The sequence below is a fragment of the Salmonella sp. HY31 genome, from assembly GCF_042604575.1.
Classification (GTDB): domain Bacteria; phylum Pseudomonadota; class Gammaproteobacteria; order Enterobacterales; family Enterobacteriaceae; genus Salmonella; species Salmonella diarizonae.
On sequence record NZ_CP170479.1, the window covers coordinates 4,535,173 to 4,549,537 of the forward strand.

The window sequence follows — 14,365 nt, forward strand, 5'->3', positions numbered from 1 at the left end:
TTCCCCCTCTTATGAGGGGATGCCATCTTGTCGGAGTGCCATTTTTGGCTGAGACCGTTAATTCGGGATCCGCGGAACCTGATCAGGTTAATACCTGCGAAGGGAACAAGAGTAATTCTGCTTTATGCTGCTGCCTTTACGGGCGGCGCACATCCATTACTCCATCCGTCGTCTGACAAGCCACGTCCTTAATTTTTTGGAATGAGCTATGTCTACAACAAAATTAACCCGCCGCGAGCAGCGCGCTAAAGCCCAGCATTTTATCGATACGCTGGAAGGCACCGCGTTTCCCAACTCGAAACGCATCTACGTTACCGGTTCGCAGCATGATATTCGCGTACCGATGCGCGAAATTCAGCTTAGCCCGACATTGATTAGCGGAACGAAAGACCACCCGCAGTATGAAGAAAATGAAGCGATTCCAGTGTATGACACCTCCGGCCCGTACGGTGATCAGGATATCGCCATCAACATCCAGCAGGGTCTGGCAAAGCTACGCCAGCCGTGGATTGAAGCGCGGGCTGATGTAGAAACGCTTTCTGACCGCAGTTCTGCCTATACCCGCGAACGTCTGACGGATGAAGGGCTTGACGCATTGCGCTTTACCGGTCTGTTAACGCCAAAACGCGCCAAAGCCGGACACCGCGTGACGCAACTTCATTATGCCCGTAACGGGATCGTGACGCCGGAAATGGCGTTTATCGCCATCCGTGAAAACATGGGCCGGGAGCGTATCCGCAGTGAAGTGCTGCGCCACCAGCATCCCGGAGAAAGCTTCGGCGCGCGCCTGCCGGAAAACATCACCCCGGAGTTTGTGCGCGATGAAGTCGCCGCCGGACGCGCCATCATCCCCGCTAACATCAATCATCCGGAATCGGAACCGATGATTATTGGCCGCAACTTCCTGGTGAAGGTCAACGCCAATATCGGCAACTCGGCGGTGACCTCCTCCATCGAAGAAGAGGTCGAAAAACTGGTGTGGTCGACGCGCTGGGGGGCGGATACGGTGATGGATCTCTCCACCGGGCGCTATATACACGAAACCCGTGAGTGGCTCCTGCGTAATAGCCCGGTGCCAATCGGCACCGTGCCGATCTACCAGGCGCTGGAGAAGGTCAACGGGATCGCCGAGGATCTTACCTGGGAAGCCTTCCGCGATACTCTGCTGGAACAGGCGGAACAAGGGGTAGACTATTTCACTATTCACGCCGGTGTACTGCTGCGCTACGTGCCGATGACCGCCAGACGCCTGACCGGCATTGTCTCGCGCGGCGGCTCGATCATGGCGAAGTGGTGTCTTTCTCATCACAGAGAGAACTTCTTGTATGAGCACTTCCGCGAGATTTGTGAAATCTGCGCCGCCTATGACGTCTCACTCTCGCTGGGCGACGGGCTGCGACCGGGTTCCATTCAGGACGCCAATGACGACGCGCAGTTTGCCGAACTGCATACGCTGGGCGAGCTGACCAAAATCGCCTGGGAATACGACGTACAGGTAATGATTGAAGGCCCGGGACATGTTCCGATGCAGATGATCCGCCGCAATATGACCGAAGAGCTGGAGCACTGCCATGAAGCGCCGTTTTATACCTTAGGGCCGCTGACCACCGATATCGCGCCGGGTTATGACCACTTCACCTCCGGCATTGGCGCGGCGATGATCGGCTGGTTTGGCTGCGCGATGTTGTGCTACGTCACGCCGAAAGAGCACCTCGGTCTGCCGAACAAAGAAGACGTTAAGCAGGGGCTGATCGCCTATAAGATTGCCGCCCATGCCGCCGACCTGGCGAAAGGCCACCCAGGCGCGCAGATCCGCGATAACGCGATGTCGAAAGCGCGTTTTGAATTCCGCTGGGAAGATCAGTTTAACCTGGCGCTCGACCCGTTCACCGCCCGCGCCTGGCACGACGAAACCCTACCGCAAGAATCCGGCAAAGTGGCGCACTTCTGCTCGATGTGCGGGCCAAAATTCTGCTCAATGAAAATCAGCCAGGAAGTGCGCGACTATGCCGCCGCGCAAACTATCGAAGTGGGAATGGCCGATATGTCGGAGAGCTTCCGCGCTAAAGGTGGCGAAATCTATCTGAAGCGGGAGGAAGCGTAATGTACCAGCCTAACTTTCCCCCCGTCCCTTTCCGCTTAGGTCTCTATCCGGTGGTCGATAGTGTAACGTGGGTTGAGCGCCTGCTGGCGGCGGGCGTACGCACCATCCAGCTTCGCATCAAAGACAAGCGCGATGACGACGTCGAAGCGGATGTGGTCGCGGCCATTGCGCTTGGGCGTCGTTACAATGCCCGTCTGTTTATCAACGATTACTGGCGTCTGGCGATTAAGCACAACGCCTGGGGCGTGCATCTGGGTCAGGAAGACCTGGAGATCACCGACCTGAGCGCCATTCGGGCCGCCGGTTTACGCCTGGGCGTCTCAACGCATGATGATATGGAAATCGACATAGCGCTCGCCGCTCGTCCTTCCTACATCGCCCTCGGCCACGTCTTCCCGACGCAAACCAAGCAGATGCCTTCCGCCCCGCAGGGACTGAAACAGTTGGCGCGGCATATTGAACGTCTGGCGGATTACCCCACCGTGGCGATTGGCGGTATCAGTGTGGAACGCGCCCCTGCGGTGCTGGCGACCGGCGTCGGCAGTATTGCCGTGGTCAGCGCCATCACCCAGGCCGCCGACTGGCGCGCCGCTACGCAACAGTTACTTGCAATCGCAGGAGTCGGCGATGAATGACCATGATTTTATGCGCTATAGCCGCCAGATCCTGCTCGGCGATATTGCGATTGAAGGCCAGCAAAAGTTGCTCAATAGTCATGTATTGATTGTCGGCTTAGGCGGATTGGGTTCGCCTGCGGCACTCTATCTGGCGGGCGCAGGCGTTGGTACGCTGACGCTGGCGGACGATGACGATGTTCACTTGAGCAATCTCCAGCGGCAAATTCTGTTCACCACCGACGATATCGCCCACCCGAAGGCGCAGGCGGCGAAGCTACGGCTGGCGCGGCTCAACCCCGGCAGCGAGCTGATCGTATTGAAACAGCGTCTGACTGGCGATGTGCTTAAGAACGCGGTAGCGCGTGCCGACGTCGTGCTCGACTGTACCGACAACATGGCGACCCGTCAGGAGATCAACGTCGCCTGCGTGGCACTGAATACACCATTAATTACCGCCAGCGCCGTCGGCTTTGGCGGCCAGTTGATGATACTGACGCCACCGTGGGAGCAAGGCTGTTACCGTTGCCTGTGGTCAGACGATGTGGAGCCAGAGCGCAACTGCCGTACCGCAGGTATCGTCGGTCCCGTCGTTGGCGTCATGGGCGCCTTGCAGGCGCTGGAGGCAATCAAATTCCTCAGTGGGATGGAAACGCCGAGCGGCGAGCTGCGCCTGTTTGACGGTAAAACCAGCCAGTGGCGCAGCCTGGCGCTGCATCGCGCCAGCGACTGCCCGGTCTGTGGAGGGCAACATGCAGATTCAGTTCAATGATGAACCGATGCAGTGCGCAGAGGGACAAACCGTCAGTGAGCTGCTCACGCAACTCAATCAGCTTAAACCGGGCGCAGCGCTGGCGCTAAATCAACAGATTCTGCCACGCGAGCGGTGGCGGCAACATATCGTGCAGGAAGGCGACCAGATCCTGCTTTTTCACGTTATAGCAGGAGGTTGAGATGTTACGTATTGCCGATAAAACGTTTGATTCACATCTGTTCACCGGCACCGGGAAATTTGCTTCTGCACAGCTAATGGTCGACGCCATCCGCGCCTCCGGCAGCCAACTGGTGACGCTGGCAATGAAGCGCGTCGATTTACGTAAGCCAAATGATGCCATCCTGGCGCCGCTTCTCGAGGCTGGTGTGACGCTGTTACCCAATACTTCAGGGGCGAAAACCGCCGAAGAGGCGATCTTCGCTGCCCAACTGGCGCGCGAAGCGCTGGGGACGCACTGGCTAAAGCTGGAGATTCATCCCGATGCCCGCTGGCTGTTGCCAGACCCGATTGAAACGCTGAAAGCCGCCGGGGAGCTGGTAAAACAGGGGTTCGTGGTGTTGCCCTACTGCGGCGCAGACCCGGTATTGTGTAAACGGCTGGAAGAAGTTGGCTGCGCGGCAGTGATGCCGCTTGGCGCGCCGATTGGATCCAATCAGGGGCTGGAAACCCGCGCGATGCTGGAGATTATTATCCAGCAGGCTACTGTCCCGGTGGTCGTGGACGCGGGTATCGGCGTACCCAGCCATGCCACGCAGGCGCTGGAAATAGGCGCAGATGCGGTGCTGGTCAACACGGCGATTGCCGTGGCGGATGACCCGGTAATGATGGCCAATGCTTTCCGTCTGGCGGTAGAAGCAGGCGTACTGGCTCGCCTGGCTGTACCGGGTAATCGCAGCATCTATGCCAGCGCCACCAGCCCGCTCACCGGCTTCCTGGAGGCGTCGGTATGAAATCGTTCACCGACCGCTGGCGACAACTGGAATGGGACGATATCCGGCTACGCATCAACAGCAAAACTGCCGCCGATGTGGCGCGGGCGTTGAATGCTTCACACCTCAACCGCGAGGATATGATGGCGTTACTCTCCCCCGCCGCCGCTGATTACCTGGAGCCGCTGGCGCAGCGCGCGCAAAAGCTTACCCGCCAGCGTTTCGGCAATACCGTCAGCTTTTATGTTCCGCTCTATCTCTCGAACCTGTGCGCCAATGACTGTACCTACTGCGGTTTTTCGATGAGCAATCGCATTAAGCGTAAAACGCTGGATGAGCCAGATATTCAAAGGGAGTGCGACGCTATCCGTAAACTGGGCTTTGAGCACCTTCTACTGGTGACCGGGGAACATCAGGCCAAAGTAGGAATGGACTATTTTCGCCGTCATTTACCGGCTATTCGCCGCCAGTTTTCATCGTTACAGATGGAAGTTCAGCCCTTGTCGCAAGAAAACTACGCGGAGCTCAAAACGCTGGGGATCGATGGCGTGATGGTTTATCAGGAGACTTATCATGAGGCAATCTATGCACAGCATCACCTGAAGGGAAAGAAACAGGACTTTTTCTGGCGGCTGGAAACGCCGGATCGGTTAGGCCGGGCAGGTATCGACAAAATCGGTCTTGGCGCGCTAATTGGTCTGTCGGACAACTGGCGGGTGGATTGCTATATGCTAGCTGAACATGTGCTGTGGATGCAGAAACACTACTGGCAGAGTCGCTATTCTGTTTCCTTCCCGCGTCTGCGCCCGTGTACTGGCGGTGTGGAACCCGCGTCTTTGATGGATGAAAAGCAACTGGTGCAAACGATTTGCGCTTTCCGGCTACTGGCGCCGGAAATTGAATTATCACTCTCCACCCGCGAGTCTCCGAGGTTCCGCGACCATGTCATACCACTGGCGATCAATAACGTCAGCGCCTTTTCGAAAACGCAGCCGGGGGGATATGCGGATAACCATCCTGAACTTGAGCAATTTGCGCCGCATGACGATCGCCGACCCGAGGCCGTTGCCGACGCGCTAACGGCGCAAGGGTTACAGCCCGTGTGGAAAGACTGGGAGAGCTTTTTGGGACGTGGCTCGCAGGCAACTTGCAGGAACCAGTAATCACGTTATTTTTTTCGTGACGCGACGTAAAAGCCAAAACGGGAGATTGTTACCAGTCTCCCGTTTTTTTATGGTGTCATGGTCAGCAACGGAAGCTGACCAGGGCGAAAGGCTTCTTCCTCATTTTCGCCCTGCCCTTACAAGCTTGCCAGCGGCACAGGCCTTAGCTGCCGGATAGCGGTTTACAAATGACAAACGTATTCATCAGGCGTAAAAAAACCCGCCGAAGCGGGTTTTACTGTCGGGAGTCGCTACGCTTACCCGACCTACGGTTCCTCCAGGCCCGGTAAGCTTGCGCCACCGGGCACTTAACGATTACTCGTTGTCAGAACCGCCCAGTCCTGCATTCAGCAGCTCTGCCAGGCTTGCAGATGCATCTTCCGCAGTGACCTGCGGTGTTGCCGGCTGCTCGCCCGCGGCGCGACGGCGCATACGATCCTGGTGGTACGCATAACCGGTACCGGCCGGGATCAGACGACCCACGATAACGTTCTCTTTCAGGCCGCGCAGTTCATCGCGTTTACCCGCAACGGCTGCTTCGGTCAGGACACGCGTGGTCTCCTGGAACGATGCGGCAGAGATGAACGATTCGGTTGCCAGAGACGCTTTGGTGATACCCAGCAAATCGCGGGAGAAGGTAGCCCCCACTTTGCCGTTCGCCTCCAGCTCGCGGTTAGCGATCTTGACGCGGGAATATTCAACCTGCTCGCCTTCCAGGAAGTCGGAGCTGCCTGCGCTTTCGATGGTAGCTTTACGCAGCATCTGACGAACGATAACTTCGATGTGTTTATCGTTAATCTTAACGCCCTGCAGACGGTATACATCCTGGACTTCGTTAACAATGTAACGCGTCACAGCATGAACGCCACGCAGACGCAGAATGTCGTGCGGCGCTTCCGGGCCATCGGAAATCACATCACCACGTTCTACACGTTCCCCTTCGAACACGTTGAGCTGACGCCATTTCGGAATCATCTCTTCGTACGGGTCACTACCATCAACCGGCGTAATCACCAGACGACGTTTGCCTTTGGTTTCTTTACCGAAGGAAACGATACCTGCGATTTCCGCCAGAATGGCCGGCTCTTTCGGACGACGCGCTTCGAACAGATCCGCAACGCGCGGCAGACCACCGGTGATATCCTTGGTACCGCCGGATTCCTGCGGAATACGCGCCAGGGTGTCACCAGAACTGATCTGTACGCCATCTTCCAGTTGTACAATCGCTTTACCCGGTAAGAAGTACTGCGCAGGCATATCGGTACCCGGGATCAGAACGTCGTTACCCTGAGCATCAACGATTTTCAGCGCCGGACGTAGATCTTTACCACCGGTAGTACGTTCAGCCGAATCCAGAACCACCAGCGAAGACAAACCGGTCAGTTCATCGGTCTGACGCGTAATGGTCTGGCCGTCGATCATGTCAGTGAAGCGGATGAAACCACTTACTTCGGTGATAACCGGCATGGTGTGCGGGTCCCAGTTTGCAACGGTTTCGCCGCCGGCAACCTGCTCGCCATCACCTTTCGCCATGACAGCGCCATAAGGCACTTTATAGCTCTCTTTGGTACGACCGAATTCGTCGATCAGCTTCAGTTCGGTATTACGGGAAGTGATAACCAGTTTACCGCTGGAGTTCACCACCGACTTCACGTTGCTGAGCTTGATGCTACCTTTGTTTTTCACCTGGATGCTGGATTCAGCAGCCGCACGAGATGCCGCACCACCGATGTGGAAAGTACGCATCGTCAGCTGTGTACCCGGTTCACCGATGGACTGTGCCGCGATAACGCCGATAGCTTCACCTTTGTTGATGATGTGGCCACGCGCCAGGTCACGACCGTAGCAGTGCGCACATACACCAAAGTCGGTATCGCAGGATACAACGGAACGCACTTTAACGGCGTCAACGGAGTTCGCTTCCAGCAGGTCACACCACTGTTCGTGCAGCAGCGTGTTACGTGGAACCAGAATATCCGCCGTGCCCGGCTTCAGCACATCTTCCGCAGTCACACGACCCAATACGCGATCGCGCAGCGGCTCTTTAACATCGCCACCCTCGATAACCGGGGTCATCAGGATACCTTCGTGCGTACCGCAGTCATCTTCGGTCACCACCAGATCCTGCGCGACGTCAACCAGACGACGGGTCAGATAACCGGAGTTCGCGGTTTTCAGTGCGGTATCCGCCAGACCTTTACGCGCACCGTGCGTGGAGATGAAGTACTGGAGTACGTTCAGACCTTCACGGAAGTTCGCGGTGATCGGCGTTTCGATGATCGAGCCATCTGGCTTCGCCATCAGACCACGCATACCCGCAAGCTGACGAATCTGTGCCGCAGAACCACGCGCACCGGAGTCGGCCATCATGTAGATGCTGTTGAAGGAAACCTGCTGCTCTTCCTGGCCGTCACGGTTAATCACGGTTTCAGTTTGCAGGTTATCCATCATCGCTTTGGATACACGATCGTTCGCCGCAGCCCAGATATCGATAACTTTGTTATAGCGTTCGCCAGCGGTCACCAGACCGGACTGGAACTGTTCCTGGATCTCGGCAACTTCGGCTTCCGCCTCAGAGATGATCTCGTGTTTTTTCTCCGGGATGACCATGTCATCAATACCAACGGACGCACCTGAACGCGCTGCATAAGCAAAGCCGGTGTACATCGTCTGGTCCGCAAAAATAACGGTCGGTTTCAGGCCCAGAATACGGTAACAGGTGTTCAGCATTTTGGAGATCGCTTTCTTACCCAGCGCCTGGTTGACGATGGAGAAAGGCAGACCTTTCGGTACGATCATCCACAGAATCGCACGGCCAACGGTCGTGTCTTTCAGGCTGGTGGTCGCGACGAATTCGCCGTTTTCATCTTTTTCGTATTCGGTGATACGCACTTTAACGCGCGCATGCAGAGAGGCCAGGCCAGCGCGATAAATACGCTCAGCTTCTTTCGGGCCCGTCAGCACCATGCCTTCGCCTTTGGCGTTAACACAGTCACGGGTCATATAGTACAGACCCAATACCACGTCCTGAGACGGAACGATGATAGGTTCGCCGTTCGCCGGGGACAGGATGTTGTTGGTCGACATCATCAGCGCACGCGCTTCGAGCTGGGCTTCCAGCGTCAGCGGTACGTGAACAGCCATCTGGTCACCATCGAAGTCGGCGTTGTATGCCGCACACACCAGCGGGTGTAGCTGGATAGCTTTACCTTCGATCAGGACTGGTTCAAACGCCTGGATACCCAGACGGTGCAATGTCGGCGCACGGTTCAGCAGTACCGGGTGCTCGCGGATCACTTCGTCCAGGATATCCCAGACGACAGCTTCTTCGCGCTCAACCATTTTCTTCGCGGCTTTGATGGTGGTGGCGAGGCCACGCAGTTCCAGCTTGCCGTAGATGAACGGTTTGAACAGCTCCAGCGCCATTTTCTTCGGCAGACCGCACTGATGCAGACGCAGGTATGGCCCTACGGTGATAACAGAACGACCGGAGTAGTCAACACGCTTACCGAGCAGGTTCTGACGGAAACGACCCTGTTTACCTTTGATCATGTCGGCCAAAGATTTCAGAGGACGTTTGTTGGAACCGGTGATCGCACGACCACGACGACCGTTATCCAGCAGGGCGTCTACCGCTTCCTGTAGCATACGTTTTTCGTTGCGTACGATGATGTCCGGCGCAGCCAGATCCAGCAGACGCTTCAGACGGTTGTTACGGTTAATCACGCGACGATACAGATCGTTCAGATCCGACGTTGCGAAACGACCGCCGTCCAGCGGAACCAGCGGACGCAGATCTGGTGGCAGTACCGGCAGAACGGTCAGGATCATCCACTCCGGCTTGTTGCCAGACTGTACGAAGGCTTCCAGCAGTTTGATACGCTTGGTCAGCTTCTTACGTTTGGTCTCGGAGTTGGTTTCGTTCAGCTCTTCGCGCAGAGTTTCGCACTCTTGCTCCAGATCCATGCTCTTCAGCAGGGCCTGGATAGCTTCCGCACCCATCTTGGCATCGAATTCGTCACCGAACTCTTCCAGCGCGTCCAGATACTGTTCTTCAGTCAGGATCTGCTGGCGTTCCAGGTTGGTCATACCGCCTTCGATAACCACATAGGATTCGAAGTACAGCACGCGTTCGATATCGCGCAGCGGCATATCGAGCAGCAGGCCGATACGGGACGGCAGAGATTTCAGGAACCAGATATGCGCAGTCGGAGACGCCAGCTCGATGTGGCCCATACGCTCACGGCGTACTTTGGTCTGGGTCACTTCAACGCCGCACTTCTCACAGATCACACCGCGGTGTTTCAGGCGCTTGTACTTACCGCACAGGCACTCGTAGTCTTTTACCGGCCCAAAGATACGGGCGCAGAAAAGGCCGTCACGCTCAGGTTTGAACGTACGGTAGTTGATGGTTTCCGGCTTTTTAACTTCACCGAAAGACCATGAACGGATCATGTCTGGCGAAGCCAGAGCAATTTTGATCGCATCAAACTCTTCGGTTTTAGTCTGCGCTTTCAGAAACTTTAATAAATCTTTCACGGATTTGCTCCCGTCGGAGTTAGCACAATCTGGTGTCGGGTTTTACCCCGACACCAGTGACCTGTTTGAGCGAGAATTACTCGTCTTCCAGTTCGATGTTGATGCCCAGCGAGCGGATCTCTTTCAACAGAACGTTGAAGGATTCCGGCATACCCGGTTCCATCTGATGGTTGCCGTCCACGATGTTCTTATACATCTTGGTACGACCGTTGACGTCATCAGACTTAACGGTGAGCATTTCTTGCAGGGTGTAGGCGGCGCCGTAAGCTTCCAGCGCCCACACTTCCATCTCCCCGAAGCGCTGACCACCGAACTGCGCCTTACCACCCAGCGGCTGCTGAGTAACCAGGCTGTAAGAACCGGTAGAACGCGCATGCATCTTGTCATCAACCAGGTGGTTCAGTTTCAGCATGTACATGTAACCGACGGTTACCGGACGCTCGAACTGTTCACCCGTACGACCATCGAACAGGGTGATCTGACCGGAGGTCGGCAGGTCGCCCAGTTTCAGCAGCTCTTTGATTTCCGCTTCTTTCGCACCGTCGAACACTGGTGTGGCAATCGGCATACCTTTGCGCAGGTTTTCTGCCAGACGCAGCACTTCATCATCGCTGAAGGTGCTCAGGTCGACTTTCTGACGAACGTCAGCGCCCAGATCGTAGGCACGCTGGATGAACTCGCGCAGTTTCGCGACTTCCTGCTGCTGTTTCAGCATGGCGTTAATCTTGTCGCCAATACCTTTCGCAGCCATACCCAGGTGGGTTTCCAGAATCTGACCGATGTTCATACGAGACGGTACGCCCAGCGGGTTCAGTACGATGTCTACCGGCGTGCCGTTTTCATCGTAAGGCATGTCTTCGATCGGGTTGATCTTAGAGATAACACCCTTGTTACCGTGACGACCTGCCATCTTATCACCCGGCTGGATACGGCGTTTAACAGCCAGATAGACCTTCACGATCTTCAGCACGCCCGGCGCCAGATCGTCGCCCTGGGTGATTTTACGGCGTTTCGCTTCGAGTTTTTTCTCGAACTCGTGTTTCAGTTCGTCATATTGCTCAGCCAGTTGTTCCAGCTGATTTTGTTTCTCTTCGTCGGTCAGACCGAGTTCCAGCCAGCGATCGCGCGGCAGTTTGTCGAGCTTCTCAGCTTCAACGCCGCCAGCAACCAGCACCGCACGGATACGGCTAAACAGGCCCGCCTCGAGGATTTGCAGTTCTTCAGACAGGTCTTTTTTCGCCTGCTTGAGCTGCATCTCTTCGATTTCCAGAGCACGTTTGTCTTTTTCTACGCCATCGCGAGTAAAGACCTGAACGTCGATAACCGTACCGGAGACACCGTTAGGTACGCGCAGAGAAGAGTCTTTAACGTCAGACGCTTTCTCACCGAAGATAGCACGCAGCAGTTTCTCTTCCGGCGTCAGCTGGGTTTCACCTTTCGGCGTCACCTTACCGACCAGAATGTCGCCGCCGGTCACTTCCGCGCCGATGTAAACGATACCGGATTCATCCAGTTTGGAGAGCGCAGCTTCACCCACGTTCGGGATATCAGCAGTGATCTCTTCCGGCCCCAGCTTGGTGTCACGGGACACACACGCCAGTTCCTGAATGTGGATGGTGGTGAAACGGTCTTCCTGAACAACACGCTCGGAAACGAGGATGGAGTCTTCGAAGTTGTAGCCGTTCCACGGCATGAACGCCACGCGCATGTTCTGACCGAGCGCCAGTTCACCGAGGTCGGTGGACGGACCGTCTGCCAGCACGTCGCCGCGTTCAACCGGCTCGCCCAGAGACACACATGGCATCTGGTTGATACAGGTGTTCTGGTTAGAACGGGTGTATTTGGTCAGGTTATAGATGTCGATACCCGCTTCGCCCGGGTACATCTCGTCTTCGTTAACTTTGATAACGATACGGGAAGCATCCACGTACTGAACAGTACCGCCACGTTTAGCCACTGCAGTAACACCGGAGTCGACGGCGACAGCACGTTCCATACCGGTGCCTACCAGCGGCTTATCAGCGCGCAGCGTCGGAACCGCCTGACGTTGCATGTTCGCACCCATCAATGCACGGTTGGCGTCATCGTGTTCCAGGAATGGAATCAGGGACGCACCGACGGAGACCACCTGCTGGGTGGAAACGTCCATGTAGTCAACCTGATCACGGCTGAACAAGCTGGATTCGCCTTTGCTACGGCACGTTACCAGGTCTTCTACAAAGTGGCCTTCGTCATCCAGGTTGGAGTTCGCCTGAGCGATAACGTAATTGCCTTCTTCGATAGCAGACAGGTAATGAATTTCGTCAGTGACCACGCCATCAACCACACGACGGTACGGCGTCTCAAGGAAGCCATATTCGTTAGTCTGTGCGTACACGGACAGGGAGTTGATCAGGCCGATGTTCGGACCTTCAGGCGTTTCGATAGGACATACGCGACCGTAGTGCGTCGGGTGTACGTCTCGAACTTCAAAGCCTGCGCGTTCGCGGGTCAGACCGCCTGGGCCGAGTGCAGAGATACGACGTTTGTGCGTAATCTCAGACAGCGGGTTGTTCTGGTCCATAAACTGAGACAGCTGGCTGGAACCAAAGAACTCTTTCACTGCTGCGGAAATCGGCTTGGCGTTGATCATATCCTGAGGCATCAGGGTATCCAGATCGCCCAGAGACAGACGCTCTTTCACCGCACGCTCTACACGCACCAGGCCAACGCGGAACTGGTTTTCCGCCATTTCGCCTACGGAGCGGATACGACGGTTGCCGAGGTGGTCGATATCATCTACTTCGCCTTTGCCGTTACGGATATCGATGAGCTTCTTCATCACATCAATGATGTCGTCTTTGCTCAGGATACCGGAACCTTCGATTTCTTCGCGCAGCAGAGAACGGTTGAACTTCATACGACCCACCGCAGACAGGTCATAGCGGTCTTCGGAGAAGAACAGGTTCTCGAACAGGCTTTCAGCCGCTTCGCGTGTCGGCGGCTCGCCAGGACGCATCATACGGTAGATTTCTACCAGCGCGCTCAGGCGATCGTTGGTTGGGTCGACGCGTACCGTCTCAGAAATGTACGGGCCGTGGTCCAGATCGTTGGTAAACAGCGTTTCGATACGCTTGTGACCAGACTGGCTCAGCTTAGCCAGCAGATCCAGGCTCAGCTCCATGTTCGCCGCGCAGATCAACTCGCCGGTAGATTCGTCAACGTAGTCTTTAGAGACGACTTTGCCCGCAATGTACTCAACCGGAACTTCGATATGCTTGATATCGTCTTTTTCCAACTGACGGATATGGCGCGCAGTAATACGGCGGCCTTTCTCAACGTACACTTTGCCGTTAGCTTCAATGTCAAAGGAAGCGGTTTCGCCGCGCAGGCGTTCCGGCACCAGTTCCATCTGCAGCTTGTTGTCGCGGATCTCAAAGACCACTTTTTCAAAGAACAGATCCAGAATCTGCTCAGTGGTATAGTTCAGCGCGCGCAGAATGATAGTCGCAGGCAGTTTGCGACGACGGTCGATACGCACGAACAGGTTGTCCTTCGGATCGAATTCGAAGTCCAGCCAGGAACCACGGTAAGGAATGATGCGCGCGTTATACAGCACTTTACCCGAAGAGTGGGTTTTACCTTTGTCGGAGTCAAAGAAGACGCCCGGACTACGGTGCAACTGAGAAACGATAACACGCTCAGTACCGTTGATAACAAAGGTACCGTTGTCGGTCATGAGCGGAATTTCGCCCATGTAGACTTCTTGTTCTTTAATGTCTTTAACGGTGCCTTCCGGCGCTTCGCGCTCGTAGATCACCAGACGCAGTTTTACGCGCAGCGGTGCGGAATAGGTCACACCACGGATCTGACATTCCTGAACGTCAAACACCGGTTCGCCAAGGCGGTAGCTGACGTACTGCAGCTCGGAATTACCGCTGTAGCTCTGAATCGGGAACACGGAACGGAAAGCTGCTTCCAGGCCGTACTGCCCTTCAGGATCTTGCTCGATAAACTTCTGAAACGAGTCAAGCTGGATAGAAAGGAGATAAGGTACATCCAGAACTTGTGGACGTTTACCAAAATCCTTACGAATACGTTTTTTCTCGGTATAGGAGTAAACCATAGGGTTCCTCAGCTCGCTGACAAGTCGACCCATCTGTCCTGCGGGGGACAGTTTGTGCAACACTATTTTGTTGACCGGAAAATGGATACTTTCCGCAATGCCTGTTGCTATCACGCTTAAACCATTTCATTGCGAT

The 14,365-nt window shown here is 55.6% G+C and carries 8 protein-coding genes and 1 riboswitch; of the genes, 6 read left to right on the plus strand and 2 right to left on the minus strand.

The genetic code is table 11. The features are described 5' to 3' along the window. Positions 1-21: 21 nt before the first annotated feature. Positions 22-122: riboswitch (TPP riboswitch) on the plus strand. A gap of 86 nt (positions 123-208) precedes the next feature. From thiC to thiH, 6 genes are read left to right on the plus strand one after another with little or no spacing between them, the layout of a single operon-like run. Then, positions 209-2,104, plus strand: coding sequence for a phosphomethylpyrimidine synthase ThiC (gene thiC, locus ACE15A_RS21720; protein WP_380912002.1), 1,896 nt, complete (start codon positions 209-211; stop codon positions 2,102-2,104). Then, positions 2,104-2,739, plus strand: a complete 636-nt coding sequence (gene thiE, locus ACE15A_RS21725; RefSeq protein WP_023247917.1) for a thiamine phosphate synthase — start codon at positions 2,104-2,106, stop codon at positions 2,737-2,739. Before thiC ends, thiE begins: the two co-directional genes overlap by 1 nt. Next, the gene (locus ACE15A_RS21730; RefSeq protein WP_053510941.1) at positions 2,732-3,490 is read left to right on the plus strand and encodes a HesA/MoeB/ThiF family protein; all 759 of its coding nucleotides are present in this window, start codon (positions 2,732-2,734) and stop codon (positions 3,488-3,490) included. Before thiE ends, ACE15A_RS21730 begins: the two co-directional genes overlap by 8 nt. Next, positions 3,471-3,671: a sulfur carrier protein ThiS gene (gene thiS / locus ACE15A_RS21735; RefSeq protein WP_023247915.1), complete on the plus strand. Its 201-nt coding sequence runs from the start codon at positions 3,471-3,473 to the stop codon at positions 3,669-3,671. Before ACE15A_RS21730 ends, thiS begins: the two co-directional genes overlap by 20 nt. Before the next feature lies 1 nt (position 3,672). Beyond that, a complete protein-coding gene (gene thiG / locus ACE15A_RS21740; RefSeq protein ID WP_053510943.1) occupies positions 3,673-4,443 on the plus strand; it encodes a thiazole synthase in 771 nt (256 codons plus the stop codon). Beyond that, the gene (thiH, locus tag ACE15A_RS21745; protein ID WP_053510944.1) at positions 4,440-5,585 is read left to right on the plus strand and encodes a 2-iminoacetate synthase ThiH; all 1,146 of its coding nucleotides are present in this window, start codon (positions 4,440-4,442) and stop codon (positions 5,583-5,585) included. The genes thiG and thiH overlap by 4 nt, the downstream gene beginning before the upstream one ends. 315 nt (positions 5,586-5,900) lie before the next feature. On the opposite strand, the gene rpoC is transcribed toward thiH, so the two are convergent. Together rpoC and rpoB are read right to left on the minus strand one after the other, a co-directional pair. Then, positions 5,901-10,124, minus strand: a complete 4,224-nt coding sequence (gene rpoC / locus ACE15A_RS21750) for a DNA-directed RNA polymerase subunit beta' (RefSeq protein ID WP_023247912.1) — start codon at positions 10,122-10,124, stop codon at positions 5,901-5,903. A 76-nt stretch (positions 10,125-10,200) separates the two neighbouring features. Then, positions 10,201-14,229, minus strand: a complete 4,029-nt coding sequence (gene rpoB / locus ACE15A_RS21755; protein WP_023247911.1) for a DNA-directed RNA polymerase subunit beta — start codon at positions 14,227-14,229, stop codon at positions 10,201-10,203. Positions 14,230-14,365 lie beyond the last annotated feature (136 nt).